Source organism: Methermicoccus shengliensis DSM 18856, from assembly GCF_000711905.1.
GTDB lineage: Archaea > Halobacteriota > Methanosarcinia > DSM-18856 > Methermicoccaceae > Methermicoccus > Methermicoccus shengliensis.
In genome coordinates this window covers 109,487-128,693 of the sequence record NZ_KL543983.1, presented here as the reverse complement: position 1 = coordinate 128,693, position 19,207 = coordinate 109,487, and the positions used below count along the sequence as shown (strand labels likewise).

Here is a 19,207-nt window from a genome sequence, read left to right as displayed (position 1 = left end):
TCCCCATCAATGGCCGTGCCCTGTCCTGTCAGCCGCCAACGCCACCCCCTTCCTCATTCCCTCTATTTCCTCTGCCAGCCTTGCCACCCTTTCAATCGCCCTCTCTGGCAAGCCCTTTCTTCTCATATCAGAGAGCGTATCCTCGATGCTCACATACCTCACACCCTCCGTGAGGTTGTCGGCATGGGCAACTATCTTCTCCTCGAGCGTCCTTGGTGTGTAGTCCTTGGGGGGAAGCCCGAGGGCCTCTGCCTCATCCATTTCAATTCCTCCTCCTATGTGACGCTCGATTATGAGGCATATATCCTCGTCAAACCCGAACCTCTCGGCTATGCACGCACCCACCACGGCATGGGCGATGGAGTGGGTATAGGCCCTTCCGAGGTCATGCAGCATGGCACCGCACCGCACGGCCTGCACATCCACGCCATGAGAGAGCACAAGCTCGGTTGCTATCCTGTGGGCAAGCCCCTCGACTGCAACACAATGTGCATACACTTGTGGCTCACATAGCCTTTCCACAAGAGCCCGAGCCTTCTCAAACGTCCTCACGCTTAACCCCCAGTGTCTCCCTGAGCTTGGATATCCGCTCTTCAATCGCCTCTATAACTTCGGTGTTGTCCTCAAACACGAGCATCGAGGAGCAGCTGGCGCACGTGAACTCCATTTCTGCTGCCTCCGCAAAAGGCACTTTATATCCACAGATATTGCATGCATAGAACATGTTGTTTCTTTCATATTCAAGGCGTCTTTCTAGATTAGCGAGCAGTTTTCTCATCTCATTCTCCAGAACCTTGTCTATCCTGGATAGATCAATTCTCCAGAGGTATGTGAGCCACCCACTCTCCTCGTCCTTCTGGCGCCTGTAGGTGGCGAGTTTGTTCTCATAGAGCAAAAATAGGGACTTTCTCACGGTGTTCAGGTTGACCTGAGTTATGGCTGCTATCTCCTCATCCGTTATCTCGCCATTGGGCACCCGCTCCACCATCTGGAACCCTTCCTCCCCAAGCAACCTCAGAAGGTATTCCTTGGCGACGGGGTGAAGACCGTTCTCCTCCCTGTGCATACCGTTTTCACTCATAGTCGTGTCCACGCCTATCCATTCCTTATTTCTGAGTCTGTGTATATATGAGTTGCTCTCATACATCCAACAGCGAGAAGTCCAACCCTTATATATCTTGAGCCTTCAGTTGCTCACATGAGTAAGCAGTTAGCGGTCATAAGGGGAGACGGCGTGGGTCCAGAGCTCATAGGGCTGGCAATGGACGTGATGAGCGCCACTGAGCCAGATGTGGAGATGGTCGTGTGCGAGGCTGGAGCGGAGTGGTGGCAGACGCATGGGGGAGATTCGCTCATCCCAGATGAGACATGGGATGTGCTGTTTGATGCCGATGCATGCTTCAAGGGGGCCACCACCACACCCGGCACCGTGGGGGCTCCAAGGTCAGTGGCTGTATCCATAAGGCAGACATTCGAGCTGTATGCCAACGTTCGCCCCATCAAGACGTTTCCCAACACACCCTGTCCGCTCGGAGAGGTGGACTTCGTGTGCACGAGGGAGGCCACTGAGGGGCTGTACTTTGGGCACGAGGTCGAGATAACGCCCGAGGTTGCGATAGCGATACGCAGAATCACGAGGCACGCCTCTGAGAAGATTGCTGCCTATTCCTTTGCCGAGGCGATGAGGAGGGGGTGGGACACCGTGGTGGCAATCCACAAGAGCAACATCTTACGGCACACGTGCGGGATGTTTCTTCAGGCAATGCGAAGGGTGTCTGAGGAGTTCCCCCACATCAAGCTGTGGGAGTACCATGTGGACAACATCGCCCAGCAGCTCATCAAGAACCCCCAGCTGTTCAACCACAAGGTGCTGGCATCCACCAACCTGTTCATGGACATCATCTCCGAGGAGTGTTCTGCGCTCGTGGGCAGCATAGGGCTGATATACAGCGCCAACATTGGCGACACCTATGCGATGTTCGAGGCTGCACATGGCTCTGCCCCCAAGTACAGGGGTATGGACAAGGTGAACCCCACTGCGACCATCCTTGCTGGGGCATGGGCTCTGGAGTATCTCGGAGATAAGGAGTGTGCCAACGCCATATTCAGGGCTACCGAGGACGTGATATCAGAGGGCAAATATGTCACGTATGACCTGGGTGGCGCTGCCAAGAGCAGCGAGATGGCGAACGCAATCAAATCCAGGGTGAGAGATTATCTATGAGTCCCTTTGGGGCGCTTTCCACCCCCTTCTTTAGCTCCTCCTTTACGAAAAACGCCTCTTCAAATCCCTTTGGAGCCTCACCCTCGTAGCGGGGGAGGATGTGGACGTGCACATGGGGCACCACCTGACCTGCCACCTGTCCGCTGTTGAGGCCAATGTTGAGCCCGACTGCTCCAAGCTCATGTGTGAGCCTGTGTGCCACCTTTCGCACGGCTGCAAACAGCACCCCAGCCTGCTCTTCAGACAGGTCGAGCAGCGTTGCAGCATGTGTCTTTGGAATCACGAGGGTGTGCCCCTTGGCTCTGGGGTTCACGTCCAGAAAGGCGAGCACATTCTCATCTTCATACACTATCGTTGCGGGAACTTCGCCCTTTGCTATCCTGCAGAATATGCATTCCATGCACCATCACCATCCATAGCTCGACTTCAGCCGTGAACTACCACCGCCTTTAGGCGGTGGCTTCCAGCGTTCAGGGTAGGCTTTACGCTTACCCCCTCATCTGCTGGTTCGGGGGGTTCACAGCTCCCCCATCCCGCAGAGCTCATTACCCTGCGGGCTATGTTTATACATGCGTTTAAATCTCGGTCGTATTCCATACCACATTTCGAGCATCTGTAGATTCTACCATCAACTTTTCGGGCAACATGCCCACACCTATGGCATTGTTTTGATGTATTTCTGACTTCTTTTTTGCTTAGATATCTTACCTCTATTCTTTCGAGATTGGCTTTATACTCGATGTATGTTTGAAGCCTCCTGAATGGTAGGGAGTGGAATCTCATATTAAGCTTCTTTGATTTGGTGAAGCTGTCTCTTATTCCCGTTAGGTTTTCCATTACTATGACTGGTCTTGGAAACTGCTTAGCATACTCGACTATCTGATTGGCAATCATGTGAAGTTGCTGGTTGACTATACATCTTTCTTTTCCTCTGAGCTCTTTGACCTTTTTCAGCAACTTCTTTCTCTGGAGGTTTCTCCTGATGTGTCCATAGTTTCCTCTAATTCTCTTGATTTCCTCTCCTCTCCAGAGCTGTCCTTTCATCGGCTTATCTGGGTTGTTTTTGGATACAGCAACGGCAACTGCAAGATTCTTCTCACCCCTGTCTATTGCTATGATTGTTTCTGGTTCGTCGGGAAGCTCAACTTCTTTCTTAAGCACGAAGTGAACATACCACTCTCCATTCTTTTTTACCATCTCCACCGTGCAGAACTGCCACTCTCCTTGTAGAGCCTCCTCTATCAACTTCTGCTGTCTCTCCAAACTTAATCGGTAATGAGATTCTTGTCCTTCTATTCAGGCTTAGCGTAAGCCAGTATGGTGTTAAAACATTGATTGTTTTGGTAAAAGAGTAACACCTCTTGTCGAATCTGATTGATATACTCCCCACCATTGGTTTTTCTGCTTATTGAGGTTGAAGAGTTGCTTCGCCTTTTTATAGCTATTTTCGTGCAGAAATTTCTTTGAAGCTGAGTTAAATCCCAAATACCAGTTAACAAGTTTGAGATATTCTTCCAGACATTTATTCAGAGCTAAAACCTTCTGCTTGTTTGGTTTGAATACTTTTCCTATCACAGTTAACTGGACTTCCTTCTTCATGGGAACATCCCTTAATCTATTTCAAGGATTCAATATCTAAAAATCTTTTTGCCTAATTGTGGCAACCGCAATTCATCCACCGGTTAAAACTGGTGGTCTTCTTGCGGTAGCTTCTATAAAAAGCCCTACCATGGCACCTGTTTTTTTCCCATGAGATACCCAATCACGTTGGAAGCAACGTGGAGCACGGGCGTTATGATGATGACGGCGAGCATCACACCTGTGGTGAACTGCTCGAAGAACCACTCTCTGGCAACGAGGGCAGTGAGCAGCCATGCCCCAGCCACGAAGTCGAGCTGGTCTATGGGAGGTAATGGCGAGCCCCGCTTTAGCCCCAATCTTCGCTTGAAAAAGCTCGCTGCCATGTCTCCCAGAAGAGCGCCAACCGATAGACAGAACACGATGATTCCAGCCTCCAGCCCCTCTCCAAAGGCTGGAAGCCTCACGTCCAAATGTTGCAACGTCTCCTGAGCCGTGGACAGCATCAACATCTGAAGGATGCCCACCCCCACGCCGCAGGCACTTCCAAGGGCAAGCCCTCTAAGAGTCTTGCCATCTCCAAGTGCCCTCCTCCCATCCCACAGCACCAGCCCTCCATCGATCGACCTTCCCCCACCGAACAGAGCGGCAGAGCAGTTGGCCACGTAGGCTGGAAGCATGAGCCAGATGGCGACCACCAAGCTTTCAAGCACCATTACCACTTCCAGCTGTGTAATGTCCGACGAGAATAAAAATACTTGCAACAATGGTGATGAATGTTTATTACAGAGTAATCAACACGTCAAAACCAAAAGAGCGAGTATCAACGGAACCGCATTTGGAAAGCTTTTTATAATGAGACGAGAGTATCAAATTAGCTTGCTATATAGTAAATGGATTTGTAGTCCGTGCTCGCCCTCCAAGAGATGAGCACGGACTGCACATCGGGGTGATGATGCGCGATTTAATGTGTGCTACTTTACGTAAAAAGTTTTGTGTGCTGGGTGCGTGTCGAGTTCGTGTGTGTCGTGTGTGCGCATCTGCGGGGAGCTCACTCATCGTCCACTCATCCTTTTTAGTAGCTCTATAGCCTCCTCCAGCCTGAGTGGTGGCTTCATTCCCGCCTCCGAGAAGAGCCTCACGAGCAGGGGCTCCTTGAGACCATGCGACCGCAGCAGCTGCACATCCGAGAGCACCTTGTGGGTGCCTCCAGAAGATACCACTCTTCCCCCAGCGAGGAGCACGGCCCGCTCACACGTTTCTGCAGCAAACTCCATATCGTGAGTTGCAATCACCTTGGTCTGAGGGAGCTCACAGAGCAGCTCCATGAGTCCCTCTCGCGCCGATGGGTCGAGGTTACTCGTGGGCTCATCGAGGGCGAGCACCTCTGGCTGCATGGCCAGCACCCCAGCAATGGCTGCTCTCTGGCGCTCTCCCTGGCTCAGGTGGTGTGGATGGCGCTTCTGGAACTCCCTGCCCACAAGCCCCACCATCTCCAGCGCCCCTACCACTCTTCTTCTCACCTCTTCTCTGGGCAACCCCATATTGAGGGGGCCAAATGCCACATCCTCCTCCACTGTGGGGCAAAAGAGCTGGTCGTCTGGATTCTGAAACACCAGCCCGACCTTGGAGCGTGCCCAGCGCACGTCATCGTCTACATGGCGACCCAACACATGGACCCTTCCCCGCTCTGGTCTCAGTATGCCATTTAGATGAAGGAGAAGTGTTGACTTACCAGCCCCGTTGGGCCCTATGAGGGCCACCGCCTCCCCCCTCCTTACCGAGAGCGAAACTCCGGCGAGGGCATATCTGTCCTCCCCCGGATAGCGGTACCATACATCATCCAGCATGAGGGCAACATCGTCCTCGCCCCCTCCATCCAGACTCATGAGAACACCCCCATCAGCGACAGCCAGTGCTCTGAGCTCAGGGTACCCAAGCCCAGCAGCAAAACGATTCCGCCCACCACCACATCCCTCCTTTGGAGTGGCATGCTCTCGAGGGTGGGCAGCTCCCCCTTGTAGCCCCTCGATAGCATGGCTGCGTACACACGCTCGCCCCGCTCGTAAGAGCGTAAAAACAAGCTCGCTATAATCATTCCAGCCGTCCTGATGTGCCACATGCTTCCCAGCCATCGCCTCTCGCGAACCGTGCGGGATTCCCACGCCCGTTTCATGGTGGTTATCTCCTCCACCAGCAGGAAGAGATAGCGGTACATGAACGTCATCACCATCAGATATATCCTCGGGACTCTCAGGTGCTCCAGCGCCCTCAGTATGTCGTGAAATGGGGTGGTGGAGGTGAGCACCACCACGCAGAGCACGGCAAGCACGCCCTTGGAGCTCACCCTGGTGAGGACGTCCAGTCCCGTGGGGCTCAGCGTCAGTGTCAGGGGCCCCACCGTGTATAATTCCTTGCCATCCCCGAAGAGCGGTACGAACAGGGCGATTCCGCCAACGAAGGGCATCACCATGAGGGTGCGAGTGAGAGCAAACCGCAGGGGCACACGGGCAAGGATCAGAAGGCACACGAGCACGAGGAACACGATCGCGTACTGGGTGGCGTGCAGAAAGAACAGCGTACGCTCACCCACCCACTCGCTGTAGAGCGGTGCTCTGGAGAGCACCACACCCACCAGCAATCCTAAGAGTGATACCACCTTCACACGGGCGTCCAGCGCGTGAATGGGGCTCTCATTCCATGCATATCTCTCGAGCACGTTGTGCACAGCATATCCCTTCCCTCTGATCACCATGCCTCGGAGGTGGCATTACCCAACCAGCAAACCGCCCGGTAGCTGTTGCATTAATTCGGGTGTTAATTAATCTTACTGCTCAGGGGATAGTTATTACCATGAACAAAAGTTGTTTGGGAGGTGGTACACCTCCCTCACCCTTCCCTGCGGGAGCTCATCAGGCTGGCAATTCCCCATACGAGGGCGAACATCAGCAGCGTGCCGATGATGCCAGCCAGCGAGCCAGATATTGCGCCTCCAACACCAGGAATGGTATAGTCTGGTGCTGGCGCAGGTACGAGCTCCTCTGCTGCGTGTATGAATCCCAAATCCTCTGCAACGCGCTCGAGACCGTCTGGCAGGGGTGATGCGAACACGGAAAGTCCACCAGCCATCAGCAGCGAAATTATCAGTCCCCAGTGCCACCACTTCATACCCATGTTCACCACCTCATATTTTTTCCATCTCCAGCAGGTCTGGCCTCCTTGCCTTCACCATTCCAAGCACCACCGCGGTGATGCCAAACTCTATCAGCCCTATCACCATGTGTACTGACACCATGGCAGCCAGTGCGACGCCCATGGGCACCGTACCAGACAGCCCCAGCTCAATCGCCGTTGCTGCCGATGCCAGAACCACCGCTATCCAGCCCGCAATCCCCCCAGCAATCGGTATGGGCAGACGAGCCCTATCGCGAAGAGCCTTGTAGATCAGGTATCCAAACACCGTGCCGATCAGTCCCATGTTGAATATGTTCGCGCCCAGTGTTGTAATGCCGCCATCCAGAAACACGATGGCCTGCACCACAAACACCGCGCTCATCACGATGGTGGCGGCCCATGGTCCGAGCATTGCTGCCGTCAACACCCCTCCAAGCACGTGGCCAGAGGTGCCTCCCGCAACCGGGGTGTTGAGCATCTGGGCGGCAAATACGAAGGCTGCGAGCACACCCATGAGGGGTACGTGCTTCTCGCTCAGCCTGCCGTTGACCTGCTTTACCGAGTAGCCCAAGATCACAAGCGTGATGAGCCACATAGCCACCCACACTGGGGTAGAAAGAAATCCATCTGGTATGTGCATCCAGTTTCCCTCCTCCACCGCTCCCTCTCTTACTACCTATATATACTTTTTTATTACTTAATACTAAGATTTTTAGTTTTGGTATTACAAAAGGAGAACACATCATGGTATGGGCACATCTCACTGAGGGGCAGACCCATAAGTGTTCAATAACAGGAGATATCTCATCCTCGAGAGGTGTTATGGAAAAACTCAAATAACATAAGATGATGTCATAATCACCCAAGAAGCAAAAGCGATAGACTGCGAGTGATACAACCTCAATGTGAGAGTGCGAAAGGCAAGGGAGCGGCTGAAGTTGGGTTTTGCACAAGAGACAAGAGACGAGATAGCCAAGCCCGGTATGGCGCAGGATTGCTAATCCTGTGGGCGTTTCGCCCTCGGGGGTTCAAATCCCCCTCTCGTCGCTGTATAGCGGTTTTGGGTGTGGCACACCTGAAAAACGCGGAAAATGGTAACCACAGTATAATGCCCAAGGGGGCAGACCACATGCAGGGATTTATGTAGCTGTCAGGAGAATGTTGTGTCCTAACATTGCTAACACATGAACCAGTTGGAGCACGGATAAAGAAAGAGATGCGGAATGTTTTTGTCCGTGCATCATAAATTCAGGTGTCGTCGTATTATGTCCTCTGCCTCCTCAGGGCTTTCGAACACTGTAAAGCCCTCCATCTTTCTCAGGCGCTCTGTGTTCTCCACATCCTCTTTTCTTATCCTGAGCTTGAGGGGCTTTCCATCTGGCAGTGTGGTAGTCACCTCTCCCTCAATCCAGTCAGAGGGCATGATGCAGCACGGCACATGTGCCTTCACCCCCATGATGGCGGCGTTTGTTAGCATGGTGTCGGCAATGCCAGCCACGAGCTTGGCTACTGTGTTGCTGGTGCAGGGGCATATTATCAGCATATCATACTTTCCGGTCTGAAGCCATCCCGCAAGAAAGGGTGAGTTGGCGTTTTTTTCCACCATCACACGGTCAAAGTGCTTCTTCAGCTCATCATGTAGTTTGTAATACTTTACCACCTGCTCTCCGGCCTTTGATAGAAATACATGCACTTCGATGCCGTATTTTTCCCTCACGTGTCTCATCACACCGAAGCTCTCCACTATCCTGTCTCCGCATCCCGTTATTCCCCATGCTACCCTCATATGTACTCCTCATGCTCGATTGTTGCGATGAATCTCCTCAGAGTCTTTCTAAGAGTCTTGAATCCGTACTCGTCCTCCTTGACATCATCAAGCGTGTCCTTCGACCAGAATGTTGCGCCAAGGTTGGCACCAAACGCTCCCCCTCCCACAGGCACGATACCATTGATGATGTAGAATGTGATTATCTGCTGCATAGCCAGCTCCTGCCCTCCCACCCTATCACCCCCCACCGCAATCGCCATTCCCACCTTACCTGAGAACATATTGACGTCCCTTGCGAGGGGAGCCCGCGTCCTGTCGAGAATTGCCTTGAGCTGGGCGCTACACCCACCATTGTACACTGGAGTTGCCATTATTATGCCATCGGCACGCTCCATCATTTCATACAGCTGGGGAAGGTCATCCTCGAACACGCACGTCCCTCCAGTTCTGATACAGTTATCACAGTGAATACAGAAGTTGAGCTTCTTTCCCATCACGTGAAAGAGTTCGGTTGCATACCCCCTCTCCCGAAGATATGAAAGAGCGTGCTCGAGAACGTAATGCGTGGCCCTTTTTCTCGGGCTTGCACAAATCCCGAGAACAAACCTCTCTCCCGATTGCATATGCGCCACCTCCCCCAACATGGGCTAACCAGCGTGGCATCCACCACAGTGCCGTAGCTACATTTTTGTCAACATCATTAATATGTTTTTACAACAAGCCCGAAGGGGAGCACTACGCACTCCCCAACCCCTAGAGGGGTGGAAGCCCCTTGCGTGAGCAGGGGGAGGAGGTCACACCCCCGTTCTATTTCCACCTTACTTTTGGTACATGTGCCCTCAACCACCTCACAATTTCATTCATGCTGATTACAGAGTAATCAACAGTTGCTTACAAAGTAAGCAACTCTGACCACAATGGCAACAGGGAGCACAAAAAATCTTTTCTCTCTTCTTGGCTTGCTATCAGCCTATCCCATAGAGTTGCAGATAGTGTCAAGGGCTACCAGCACGTCATTTAGAGCTCTGCCGCTGACCTGCTGATTCTACGCTGAGTGTCCACCGTTGCCCAATCTTCCATTTTTACGCTGACTTCTGCTTCAGCATCGATAGAGGGTGCCCTACCAGCAATGCTGTCATCACGTGCTGATTTTGATGACAGCGTGATGTCATCGGGCTCAAAATCGATAGGCTGTGGCTTACCATCTGATGTTGTCTTTCCAATCTCAATTGACGCTCAGTGCTTCCTGTGCGGGGAGCCGCAGAGTTGCTGTGGAAAGCTATGAGGGGCTCATAAACTGCCTCACATATTTCTCTTGTTTGCGGTCATATTATGGAAAGATTATTTAAAGAGGCAACGCTATTATGTTGGTAGTGTTTTACCCGGTAATCAACAAAAAACACTTTGAGGTGAAACTATGAAGAGCTATCGGCTCTCTGTAATCATTGAAAAGGATGCAGATGGATACTTTGCGTTCTGCCCTGAGCTTCAGGGCTGCTATACTCAGGGCGAGAGCTATGAGGAGGCTCTGGAGAACATCAGGGATGCCATTCGCCTCCATCTTGAGGACAGGATAGCAAGTGGGGAGGATATTCCTGAGATTGAATCCATTAGCTTGACATCTCTGGAAGTAGTGGTATGAGTGAGAAGCTCCCTCGTGTGCCTGCTGATAAGGTAATCAGGGTCTTGGAGCAGGTGGGGTTTGTCCTCGTCCGTCAGAGCGGAAGCCACAAAATTTACAAAAACAAAGAAGGCAGAAGAGTGACTGTCCCATATCACACAGGAAAGGCTCTGCACCCAAAGGTACTAAGGAGTATCCTCAGGGATGCTGATTTGAGTGTGGAGAGGTTCAAGGAGCTTATGAGGTAGCTTTGCCTGCAGCACTGACTTACCTGCTAATTGCTGCTGATTTATCTGTTGATAACTGATAGATGTGCAATCTAAGGGATGCATCTCACATTTCAGATTTTATTCTCTCCTTATATCAATCTATCGGACCATTAAGGATTGGGGCATATGAGAGGTTTTTAGAAAGACCAACGCTTTTGGATAAAACCCTTCACCAAGAGGTAATGGACACATATGGTAGAGTAAGACACCTCAATGACTTGTTAAACACCATGAATGTTTCTGGAGGGTGGCATGAGTTTAAGGAGTCTTTACCTCTCCGCGAGCTAATTGCTAATGCCGCCAACGAAGTGAAGTCTAAATTAGAAGAGCTTATTAAAAAATTAGATGAGCATATCAAGAAAATGGACTGTTAGGCTTTTCCACCACCTCCCTACTACCCTCCCAAAAACAAAAAAAGAAAGGAGAAAAGACCGCTCAAGAGTACCTTACCACCTCGTCCCCCACCACACAGCAGCTTAACTAAGCTGGCACGTGAGTGGATTAATGGGGTGTGGCTTAGCCACACCCCTTAATGCGCTGTTTTGCTGGCTTTTGTAAAAAGCCATGACATAACATTATGCAAATAGCATAACCCAACAACCAACAACCCCTGCCCACTAAAGAATGTCAGCTCTCCATCCTCAGGGTGCTTTCGCACCTTTACAACATTTTGGCGAGAAAGCTCGTGGTTTGCATGGAGGTCGTTAGTGACCTCTTGTTTGCTCATACATGGGCGAGACTGCTCCAGTTCAGTCGGGGGCTGCCGTGAGCCAGCCCTGATACATTGTGAGGCTCAGGCTCTGGGCTGGTAGTCCTTAAGGGTTTGACTGAGAAACATGAAGCTCGACTTCAGTCGTGGAGTAACTCACACAAACCTCTTTTAATCATCATCCAAACTATCACCCATGAAGGTCAGCATGGGTTCCCTCAATCCCGCAAAGATAGAGGGTGCAAGGCGGGCCCTTCTGAGGCTCTACAGCGATGTGGAGATAGTTCCCATGCCGGTGCGCTCGAAAGTTCCAGCCCAGCCGTTTGGGAAGGACACAATCAAGGGGGCAATCTGGCGGGCCACGTCAGCCTTTTCTCAGGATGTCGAGCTCTCCATTGGCATAGAGGCTGGGCTGTTCAGGTGTGGAGGTGCGGGAGGCTACCTCGACTTTCAGGTGGCGGCGGTGTTCGACGGCACACATCATACTATGGGCTTTGGTCCTGGATTTGCCTACCCCCCATCTGTGATAGAAGAGGTGCTCGAGGGAAGGGAGGTAGGAGAGGTGATGGAGGGGATAAGTGGCATAAAGGGGCTTGGAGAGAGAGGTGGAGCGGTGCACTTTCTCAGCAGGGGCGCCATATCGAGGGTGGAGCTCTCTGAGATGGCGGTGCTCATGGCGATGATACCCCGTATAAGAGGAGAGCTATATGGGTGAGTCCTCGATATCGGAGTTGTTGAAGAATTCGCACACTTGTCAGCATCCTTTTCGGGGGTGCATGAGTATGACTTTCATAGCATGAGTATGACTTTCATATTCAGAGTGCACCACAGCTTTTATAACCCTGATACTCAAGTCAGCCGGTATGAAGTTCACGAAAGATGAGATAGCTGGGGTTCTGCTAACAAAGCTCCAGCCGACCAGCGATGATGTGCTCGCAGACATCGGCTGCGGAAGCGGGCGCATCTCTGCGTTCTTCTCACCCTACGTGAGGAAGGTGTATGCCGTGGAGAACGATGCCAAGGCTGCACAGGGCGCAGCGCAGTACCTTTCTGCTTATCCCAACGTGGAGGTGCTTCACATGGATGGAAGGGAGTTTGTGAGCCAGCACAACTATGACCTTGTGTTTTTTGGGGGAACGCAGGGCATCTCGGAGATGCTTGAGCATGCGGTAAGCCGCGCAAGGCGGGTGGTCGTGAACGCAGCAAGGCTCGAGGTCGCCTCATCGGTGATCACGCAGATGAGACAGCTGGGCGTGTTCAGCGAGGCCCTCATCCTGAACATCTCAAAGAGCTATGAGCTTGCAGAGGGCACTGCCTTCAAGAATCTGAATCCCGTATTCATGGTGGTGGCATGCTGCTCGGAGTAGGGCTCGGGCCTGGTGACCCCGAGCTGCTCACCTACAGGGCAGTAAGGGCAATTCGAGAGGCAGACGAGGTCATCGTGCCCGGCAAGATGGCGTATGCACTCATAGCCCATATACGCGAGCCGCGGACTGTGGAGTTCCCAATGGGAAGCGGCATCGAGGTGGCAAAGAGGCTTGGGGCAGAGCTGGCAGAGCGCTGTGAGGAGGAGGATGTGGCATTCTGCTGTATCGGGGACCCTTCCCTGTACTCCACATTCCAGTATGTGGCAGGAGAGGTGAGCGCGAGAAACCCGAGGGTGCGAATCGAGACCGTGCCGGGCATAACTGGGGCATCGGCAGCCCTCTCGAGGCTCGGGCTGTTCGTGGACGACTCACTGCTCATCACCACCAGTACATCCTTGGAGGCGAAGATGTGTGTGGTGCTGAAGGCAACTCGCCCAAGGGAGCTCGCAGAGCAGCTAAGGCAAAGGGGATACCGCGAGTTTTTCCTTGCGGAGAGGGTGTTCATGGAGGGCGAGCGCACTGAGCATCTGGATGAGCTGCCAGAAACGTCCAGCTACTTCACGATGGTGGTGGCAAGAAAATCATCGTCTGATGAGCAGCATGACGAGGTCTGAGCGGATGTCCACATCCCGAGCCCTCGCCTCCACCACCCTCTCGTCCTCCAGCCCGAGGTTTTCGAGCAGCACCACCTCCCTGTCCCCAAGCCGTTGGACATCGAACCTCGAATCTGCCAGCACCAGCACATCCCTCAGGGAGAGTGCCTTCTCAATCTCCTCATAGGCGCTCTTGCCATGGGCATCCACCACCACCACCTCCGCAAGGTCCACGCGAAGACGGGCAAGGGCGAGCTGCACACACGAGATGCCGGGCTCCACCACTCCCGAGAGCTTCGTTCCCAGTCCTGCCACCATGGGGTCTCCCGTGGACAGCACCACCACATTCATGTGCTCCCCCTCCTGCTGGATGCGTGCATACACTTCCGGGGTGAACCTCGTCATCTCCACCCCATCCACACCTGCAAGCCGCAGGGCTCTTTTGCTGCCGTATATCACATCCGCCATTCTCAGAAGGGCCCTTGCCCGCCCGGTCAGGTGCCCCTTTACAACACCCACCCCAACGATGTGCACCGTCATATGAACACCACATCCTCCACGCCCTCATTCAACTCCCTTGCCTTGGAGAGCACCGCTCTGTAGTGTTCCTCAGTGGGTCGCATGCCACCAAGGAGCTTACCCTTCAGCTCTGGCATTGCCCACTTGATGAGGAGGGACGGCATGCCGGCGATGATGATGCTCTGGGCGCTGAGGTGGCAAAGCGGCTCATCGAGATACACCCCAAACACGAAGGGCTGATAGCCTTTGAGGTTCTCACGGCTCCAGCCCCATCCCCTCCTTCCCGTGGTGAGCACCACCTTGTCGTACTGTGCGGCTATCTTCAGCTTCGTGTCCACCAGCCTTTTACCCCAGGGCTCCACGAGCCCCGTGCTTCCCAGGAGAGAGATTCCATCCTTGATGCCAAGCCGCGGGTTATCGGTGTGGGCTGCCACACTGGCGCCCCTTGGCACCTCTATGTGCACACCACCCTCATATCCGTACTCCCGAGAATATCGTTCGAGGTTTTCCTCAAGCTGCCTTCTCACACTCGAACTCACCGACTTTGTGCCATCCCGCTTTATGCCTATGCCCCTGCCAAACACAAGAGCCCTTTTTGTTCTCTCTGCCACCACCTCTATGCCATCTGTGGCATCAAAGGCATGGTCTCCAGAGAACTTTACCGCCATGGCACGTTTGCCATCCACCCTCACATCGAGCTCGAGTGTTAGCCCCATGGGGGTGCTCACCTTCACGTGTGGCTCGAGCGATATTGCACCACACAGGGCGGCACACGCCGTGGTTCCCGTAGTGATGCCCCTTCGTATCCACCCATCTTCGCTCAGAATAAAAAGCCCACTTGCTATCTTTCTTTCCACTTCTGCTCTCGTCTCGAGCTTTGCCCTCTGGCTAATCCACTGTCTTGGGTAACGGTAGTGCTCCAGCGGATCGATCATGCCTTTGCAAGATTTATAAGGCCGTTGACGATGGCAACACACAGCGTGCTTCCACCCCTCGTGCCGATGCTCGTTATGGAGGGGATGGCAAGCTCCCTTATCATCTCCTTGGATTCTGCGGCGTTCACGAACCCCACGGGCGTGGCGACGATCACGGCAGGGGAGACGCCCTCCTCCACCAGCCTGCACAGCGTGAGCGCAGCCGATGGGGCGTTGCCAATCGCCACCATTGCCCCATTGAGCTCCTCTCTGAGGTTGAGCATGCCCATTGAGGTGCGGGTGATGCCTGCCTCTCTGGCTCCATCACAGTGTTCCACCGCAGAGAGCACCTCTGCATCGGTGTTTATACCCACCTTGACCATTCTCACATCGGTTATTATCTTGCTCTTCTTTCTCACTGCCTCGATGCCCGCCTCTACGGCATTGCCCCTGAACGCTATCAGCTCCCTCATCTGGGGGTCTCCGGTGGCTATTATGCATCTTTTCAGGATGAAATCCTCCGGAGAATCTCCACTCACGTATCTCTCAACGATTTGGTAGCTCCTGTGCTTTATCTGGCTCGCCTCTTCGGTCACGTCCCCCATATCTATCCTCATGCCATCACCTGTAGATGTACTTTCTGGCATACCCTCTTGGAGTTATCATCACCCCATCGTCGATGCGGGTCTCTGAGCTACCCACAACGAGAAGTGTGTGCATGTCCACCAGCTCTGGAGACTCGAAAAGCTCGGAGGCGCTCGATATGCACACCCGCTCTCCCTCCCTCATCGCATTCTTCACCACCCCTATGGGCGCATCACCCCTCTCCGAGAGCACGATTTCGAGTGCCTTCAGCAGGTTGTCCCCTCGCTGTCTGCTCGAGGGGTTGTAGATTACCACGACAAAATCGCCATGCAGGGCGCATTTCAGCCTTTTCTCTATCACCTCCCATGGAGTGAGATGGTCGCTCAGGCTTATCACCACGTGGTCTCCGCTGATGGCACAGCCCAGCAGTGGAGAGGCTGCACACAGTGCTGTGATGCCGGGAATGACCTCATAGCACACGTCGATGTTTCGCTTGTGGATGTACTCCACCACGAGGGACGCCATCCCGTATATCGAGGGGTCTCCACCACTCACGAGGCTCACGATGCTGTTTGTTGCCAGCTCGCACGCCCTCTTCACCCTGTTGACCTCCTGCCCCATACCGCTCTCGATGATCTGGGCACGGGTGAGATGGCGTATTCGCTGGGTGTACGTCCTGTGCCCCAGCACGTACTCGGACTGCTCAAGTGCCCTGAGCGCCCTCAGTGTGAGCATGTCCTCCATGCCCGGTCCAATCCCGACCACGTACAGCTTACCTTGAGATGGCAACGGTCACTCCTCCATACACCCTCTTGGGAAGCAGCAGCTCGCCGTGCTTTGAGTAGAGCAGTGAGCACGCCTCGGCAACGCTGTTTAACCCCACGATGTTCGCCCTCGAGCCGCTGGGCACAGAGATGGAGTTCAGCTCCTCGGCTGATGCGAACATCAGGGGCTTTTTGAGCGTGTCCGCCGCCTCGATGAGCCCTTTCTCGTCTTTCTTGAGCTGGGCAGTGGCAATCACCCGTATGTCTTTGGGGCTGGCATCCAGCTCGGCGAGGGCGCTCAGCAGCGCATCGAGCACCTCCTGCGCCCCAATCCCTCTGCGACAGCCCACGCCTATGCTCAACCCCTCCTCGTACTCCATGGCAGTGGTTATCACGGGGGTCATCCCCAGCCCCTCGAGCATGTGTGCCACATCGTTGGCACCATGGTGGCCACCGAGGATGGGAATCGCATACCTCATTGGCTTGTCCACCACCACCACCGCCGCGTCCGTCCACTTGCTCCTTAGATGGGGACACATTCCCCTCACCACGATTCCAGAGGGCATGTAGGCCACGATGCAGTCGTAGCTCACAAGCGTGCTCCACACACCATCGGTGTAGAGCACCACCTCTGCCGAGAGGTGCTCTGATATGCGCCGCAGTGCAGCAACGTCCTTTTCAAACCCCACAACGGCTATGCGTATAGCACAGACCTCCTGAATCCCTCGAGGCTCCTCCCGATTATCAGCGTGGCGGTGCGCTCTATTCCGGCCTTGTGCACCTTCTCTGGGATGTCCTCCAGCGTTCCCCTCACCACACGCTCATCCTCTCTCGAGGCATGATACACCACGGCAGCTGGTTCATCCATGCCCCGTATGGCTCCCACCACCTCACACACGTAGTCCACCTTGTCGATGCCCAGCAGCACCACCAGCGTGCACGGCAGCGCAGCAAGCTCCCTTAAGTTGTCGTGCTCGAGCGTCTTTCCCGCAGGGCGGGTGATGACCACAGAGGGTGCGAGGGAGGTGAGCTCAGCACCGAGGGCTGCGGCAGACGCAAACACGCTGCTGACGCCCGGCACCACCTCACACTCTATACCCCTCATCGCCAGTGCATTCATCTGCTCGGCTATCGCCCCATACACGCTCGGATCTCCACTTTGAAGCCTGACCACCTTCTTTTTAGCCCTTATGGCATCCTCTATCGTATCGGCAATCTGCTCAAGGCTCATCCCGTAGCTGTTCACCTTTTCAGCGTCAAACTCCGATAGAAACTCCTCTCCGATGAGCGAGCCCGGATATATTATCAGGTCAGCCTCCTTGAGCAGCCTGTATCCCCTGAGAGTGAGCAGCTCGGGGTCACCAGGTCCAAAGCCAACAAAGTAAACCTTCATTGAGTAATCATCAAACAGTTTGACGTATATATAGGTTGTCCCAGGCTTTGTTAGTCGAGGCATACTCGGTCGGCAGTGATGATGGTTTTTACCAGCATTTATGCTCACAACCCGACAGGCGCATTGGCTCTCTACAGCCTATACGGAGTGTGCATCCCAAACTACTTTACAGTCCCCCCAAACTACTTTATAGCCCACTTCATATGTGGGTGTGATGAGGGTTGCAAAGAGAATCCTCAAGGGCAGCGAGGGCGAGATTGCGCTCGTCCCCGACACACTGGACGACCTCTGGCACTTGAGATACATCATTGAGAGGGGAGACCTCGTGTTCTCCACCACGAAGCGCACGCTTCAGGGTGCATCCGACAAGCTGCGTCCCGAAAAGCTCGAAAAGAGCGTGGTCAGGCTGGGCATTAGGGTGGAAAAGGTGGAGTTTCACAGGTTTGCCAACAGACTGCGCATCCATGGGCTCATCGAGCATGGGGTCGATGTGGGCTCACACCACACCCTCAACATCGAGGAGGGCACGGAGCTGTCCATTGTGAAGGTGTGGAAAAAGGAGCAGCTTGAAAGGGTAGCAGAGGCCGTCAAAGCATCGCAGCGGGCAAGTGTGGCGATACTCACGATAGAGGAGGGGGATGCCGAGCTCGGACTCGTAAGACAGTATGGTATAGAGTCCGTTGCCTCTGTGAGGGTCTCCTATGGCAAGGACAGGGGCAGCTCAAGAGAGGAGTTCTTTGCAAAGGCGCTCGAGCTGCTGAGGGGCGTGGATGCCGAGAGGGTGGTGGTGGCAGGCCCCGGCTTTACCAAGGATGACTTTTTAAGTTTTGTTGGGCAAAAGATGCCAGAGCTTGCCTCCAAGATGGTGCTCGAGAGTACTCTCTCGAGTGGAAAGGCTGGCTTTCTGGAGGTCGTAAAGCGCGGCGCCCTCAAGAGGGTGATGCAGGATGAGAGGCTGGCAAGGGAGGGAGTGCTCATGGACGAGCTGTTGCAGAGGATTGCCACCGGTGGTGCCGTGGCGTATGGCATCGATGAGGTGAAAAATGCCGTGGACATGGGGGCAGTGGACACACTGCTGGTGGCTGACGAATGGCTGAGAGGGGAGAGGGAGAGCTGGGATGTGGACTCTCTGCTGCTCACCGCCGAGAGCTGTGGAGGAAGAGTGGTGGTGCTCTCGAGCGAGTTTGAGCCCGGAGAGAGGCTCATGCACCTTGGAGGTGTGGCTGCCCTGCTCAGGTACAAGCTGGAGTGGGGCAAGGCTTAAATACTATGCCCCCACGATGGGAGGCGGTGGAGGCGAGCTTAGCTGGTGTTTTCCAGTGTGCAGTTTTGGTGGCATGGGTAAGTGGACGTTATCGCTGCTAAGTGAGGCACGGAGTGGGGCTCGTAGCTCAGCTTGGCAGAGCATCTGGCTTTTAACCAGGTGGTCGTGGGTTCAAGTCCCACCGAGCCCGTCATAATGCTTAGAGCTCCACCAGTGGGGTATGAATGATGACGCAAATCAATGTGCTCGAGCATGAGATGGTACCTCATCACGAGGTGCTGAGTGAGGGTGATGTCAGGGCAGTACTTCAGAAATATGCCATCAGCAAGGAGGACCTGCCAAAGATAAGGGTGGACGACCCAGCAGCTCAGGCGGTGGGGGCACAGGTGGGAGACGTTCTGAAGATAACTCGAGTGAGTCCCACAGCTGGCACATTCGTGGCGTACAGGCTGGTAATTGAGTGAG

The 19,207-nt window shown here is 54.0% G+C and carries 27 protein-coding genes and 2 tRNA genes; 11 read left to right on the top strand and 18 right to left on the bottom strand.

All coding sequences use genetic code 11. The annotated features are described in order from the left end of the window. Nucleotides 1–6: 6 nt before the first annotated feature. Together BP07_RS07190 and tfe are read right to left on the bottom strand one after the other, a co-directional pair. Nucleotides 7–552, bottom strand: coding sequence for a TIGR00295 family protein (locus tag BP07_RS07190; protein ID WP_052353336.1), 546 nt, complete (start codon nt 550–552; stop codon nt 7–9). Then, nucleotides 539–1,066, bottom strand: a complete 528-nt coding sequence (gene tfe / locus BP07_RS07185; RefSeq protein ID WP_042687390.1) for a transcription factor E — start codon at nt 1,064–1,066, stop codon at nt 539–541. The genes BP07_RS07190 and tfe overlap by 14 nt, the downstream gene beginning before the upstream one ends. A gap of 132 nt (nt 1,067–1,198) precedes the next feature. On the opposite strand from tfe, the gene BP07_RS07180 reads away from it, so the two are divergent. Next, nucleotides 1,199–2,224 carry an isocitrate/isopropylmalate dehydrogenase family protein gene (locus tag BP07_RS07180; protein WP_042687386.1) on the top strand — a complete coding sequence of 342 codons (1,026 nt, stop codon included), beginning with the start codon at nt 1,199–1,201 and terminating at the stop codon, nt 2,222–2,224. Here BP07_RS07180 and BP07_RS07175 read toward each other — a convergent pair. From BP07_RS07175 to BP07_RS07145, 8 genes are all read right to left on the bottom strand, one after another. Then, nucleotides 2,196–2,624, bottom strand: coding sequence for an HIT family protein (locus BP07_RS07175; protein ID WP_084174167.1), 429 nt, complete (start codon nt 2,622–2,624; stop codon nt 2,196–2,198). The genes BP07_RS07180 and BP07_RS07175 overlap by 29 nt on opposite strands. Before the next feature lie 26 nt (nt 2,625–2,650). Then, complete coding sequence (locus BP07_RS09040) at nt 2,651–3,469, bottom strand: RNA-guided endonuclease InsQ/TnpB family protein (RefSeq protein WP_211247080.1); 819 nt, start codon at nt 3,467–3,469, stop codon at nt 2,651–2,653. 78 nt (nt 3,470–3,547) lie between these two features. Continuing rightward, complete coding sequence (locus BP07_RS09035) at nt 3,548–3,823, bottom strand: hypothetical protein (protein ID WP_052353334.1); 276 nt, start codon at nt 3,821–3,823, stop codon at nt 3,548–3,550. A 125-nt stretch (nt 3,824–3,948) separates the two neighbouring features. Next, nucleotides 3,949–4,482 carry a CDP-2,3-bis-(O-geranylgeranyl)-sn-glycerol synthase gene (locus BP07_RS07165; protein WP_042687835.1) on the bottom strand — a complete coding sequence of 178 codons (534 nt, stop codon included), beginning with the start codon at nt 4,480–4,482 and terminating at the stop codon, nt 3,949–3,951. Nucleotides 4,483–4,857: 375 nt separating this feature from the next. Continuing rightward, entirely contained in the window at nt 4,858–5,691 is an 834-nt protein-coding gene (locus tag BP07_RS07160; protein WP_052353333.1) for an energy-coupling factor ABC transporter ATP-binding protein, read from the bottom strand. Then, nucleotides 5,688–6,557: a cobalt ECF transporter T component CbiQ gene (gene cbiQ / locus BP07_RS07155; RefSeq protein WP_052353332.1), complete on the bottom strand. Its 870-nt coding sequence runs from the start codon at nt 6,555–6,557 to the stop codon at nt 5,688–5,690. The genes BP07_RS07160 and cbiQ overlap by 4 nt, the downstream gene beginning before the upstream one ends. Nucleotides 6,558–6,691: 134 nt before the next feature. Further along, the gene (locus tag BP07_RS07150) at nt 6,692–6,976 is read right to left on the bottom strand and encodes a PDGLE domain-containing protein (protein WP_042687824.1); all 285 of its coding nucleotides are present in this window, start codon (nt 6,974–6,976) and stop codon (nt 6,692–6,694) included. Between the two features lie 10 nt (nt 6,977–6,986). Beyond that, complete coding sequence (locus BP07_RS07145) at nt 6,987–7,634, bottom strand: energy-coupling factor ABC transporter permease (protein WP_042687383.1); 648 nt, start codon at nt 7,632–7,634, stop codon at nt 6,987–6,989. A gap of 304 nt (nt 7,635–7,938) precedes the next feature. Here BP07_RS07145 and BP07_RS07140 point away from each other — a divergent pair. Continuing rightward, nucleotides 7,939–8,023: transfer RNA gene (locus BP07_RS07140), tRNA-Ser, on the top strand. A 193-nt stretch (nt 8,024–8,216) separates the two neighbouring features. On the opposite strand, the gene afpA is transcribed toward BP07_RS07140, so the two are convergent. Continuing rightward, nucleotides 8,217–8,762 (bottom strand): archaeoflavoprotein AfpA, encoded by a 546-nt coding sequence (gene afpA, locus BP07_RS07135; protein WP_042687381.1) that lies wholly within the window; start codon nt 8,760–8,762, stop codon nt 8,217–8,219. Further along, complete coding sequence (locus BP07_RS07130; protein WP_042687379.1) at nt 8,759–9,367, bottom strand: flavodoxin family protein; 609 nt, start codon at nt 9,365–9,367, stop codon at nt 8,759–8,761. Before BP07_RS07130 ends, afpA begins: the two co-directional genes overlap by 4 nt. Nucleotides 9,368–10,161: 794 nt before the next feature. On the opposite strand from BP07_RS07130, the gene BP07_RS07125 reads away from it, so the two are divergent. The 6 genes from BP07_RS07125 to BP07_RS07100 all read left to right on the top strand — a co-directional run bounded on the left by BP07_RS07125 (nt 10,162) and on the right by BP07_RS07100 (nt 13,324). Next, the gene (locus BP07_RS07125) at nt 10,162–10,386 is read left to right on the top strand and encodes a type II toxin-antitoxin system HicB family antitoxin (RefSeq protein WP_042687376.1); all 225 of its coding nucleotides are present in this window, start codon (nt 10,162–10,164) and stop codon (nt 10,384–10,386) included. Next, nucleotides 10,383–10,613 (top strand): type II toxin-antitoxin system HicA family toxin, encoded by a 231-nt coding sequence (locus BP07_RS07120; RefSeq protein WP_042687373.1) that lies wholly within the window; start codon nt 10,383–10,385, stop codon nt 10,611–10,613. The genes BP07_RS07125 and BP07_RS07120 overlap by 4 nt, the downstream gene beginning before the upstream one ends. Nucleotides 10,614–10,675: 62 nt before the next feature. Further along, on the top strand, nt 10,676–11,008 hold the full coding sequence (locus BP07_RS07115) for a hypothetical protein (RefSeq protein WP_157203147.1): 333 nt from the start codon (nt 10,676–10,678) through the stop codon (nt 11,006–11,008). Nucleotides 11,009–11,539: 531 nt separating this feature from the next. Beyond that, nucleotides 11,540–12,058 carry an inosine/xanthosine triphosphatase gene (yjjX, locus tag BP07_RS07110; RefSeq protein WP_042687369.1) on the top strand — a complete coding sequence of 173 codons (519 nt, stop codon included), beginning with the start codon at nt 11,540–11,542 and terminating at the stop codon, nt 12,056–12,058. A gap of 148 nt (nt 12,059–12,206) precedes the next feature. Further along, nucleotides 12,207–12,710: a methyltransferase domain-containing protein gene (locus BP07_RS07105; RefSeq protein WP_042687365.1), complete on the top strand. Its 504-nt coding sequence runs from the start codon at nt 12,207–12,209 to the stop codon at nt 12,708–12,710. After that, nucleotides 12,695–13,324, top strand: coding sequence for a precorrin-2 C(20)-methyltransferase (locus BP07_RS07100; RefSeq protein ID WP_042687361.1), 630 nt, complete (start codon nt 12,695–12,697; stop codon nt 13,322–13,324). The genes BP07_RS07105 and BP07_RS07100 overlap by 16 nt, the downstream gene beginning before the upstream one ends. On the opposite strand, the gene BP07_RS07095 is transcribed toward BP07_RS07100, so the two are convergent. Genes BP07_RS07095 through BP07_RS07070 form a run of 6 tightly spaced genes read right to left on the bottom strand, consistent with a single transcriptional unit; the run spans nt 13,292 to nt 17,478 of the window. Beyond that, nucleotides 13,292–13,843: an SAM-dependent methyltransferase gene (locus BP07_RS07095; protein WP_052353331.1), complete on the bottom strand. Its 552-nt coding sequence runs from the start codon at nt 13,841–13,843 to the stop codon at nt 13,292–13,294. The two genes, BP07_RS07100 and BP07_RS07095, sit on opposite strands and share 33 nt — an antisense overlap. Then, on the bottom strand, nt 13,840–14,757 hold the full coding sequence (locus BP07_RS07090; RefSeq protein WP_042687358.1) for a cobalt-precorrin-5B (C(1))-methyltransferase: 918 nt from the start codon (nt 14,755–14,757) through the stop codon (nt 13,840–13,842). Before BP07_RS07090 ends, BP07_RS07095 begins: the two co-directional genes overlap by 4 nt. Beyond that, complete coding sequence (locus tag BP07_RS08640) at nt 14,754–15,353, bottom strand: precorrin-8X methylmutase (protein ID WP_042687354.1); 600 nt, start codon at nt 15,351–15,353, stop codon at nt 14,754–14,756. Before BP07_RS08640 ends, BP07_RS07090 begins: the two co-directional genes overlap by 4 nt. A gap of 4 nt (nt 15,354–15,357) precedes the next feature. Beyond that, entirely contained in the window at nt 15,358–16,110 is a 753-nt protein-coding gene (gene cobJ / locus BP07_RS08635; protein WP_042687352.1) for a precorrin-3B C(17)-methyltransferase, read from the bottom strand. Then, nucleotides 16,094–16,774 (bottom strand): cobalamin biosynthesis protein, encoded by a 681-nt coding sequence (locus tag BP07_RS07075; RefSeq protein ID WP_245597079.1) that lies wholly within the window; start codon nt 16,772–16,774, stop codon nt 16,094–16,096. The genes cobJ and BP07_RS07075 overlap by 17 nt, the downstream gene beginning before the upstream one ends. 5 nt (nt 16,775–16,779) lie before the next feature. After that, on the bottom strand, nt 16,780–17,478 hold the full coding sequence (locus tag BP07_RS07070; protein WP_042687346.1) for a cobalt-precorrin-4/precorrin-4 C(11)-methyltransferase: 699 nt from the start codon (nt 17,476–17,478) through the stop codon (nt 16,780–16,782). A 214-nt stretch (nt 17,479–17,692) separates the two neighbouring features. Here BP07_RS07070 and BP07_RS07065 point away from each other — a divergent pair, with 214 nt between their 5' ends. The 3 genes from BP07_RS07065 (at nt 17,693) to BP07_RS07055 (ending at nt 19,206) form a co-directional block, all read left to right on the top strand. Beyond that, entirely contained in the window at nt 17,693–18,742 is a 1,050-nt protein-coding gene (locus BP07_RS07065; protein WP_042687342.1) for an mRNA surveillance protein pelota, read from the top strand. Nucleotides 18,743–18,858: 116 nt separating this feature from the next. Then, nucleotides 18,859–18,932 (top strand) — tRNA-Lys (locus tag BP07_RS07060). Between the two features lie 34 nt (nt 18,933–18,966). Continuing rightward, on the top strand, nt 18,967–19,206 hold the full coding sequence (locus BP07_RS07055; RefSeq protein ID WP_394296290.1) for a DNA-directed RNA polymerase subunit H: 240 nt from the start codon (nt 18,967–18,969) through the stop codon (nt 19,204–19,206). The last annotated feature ends 1 nt before the right edge of the window (nt 19,207 follow it).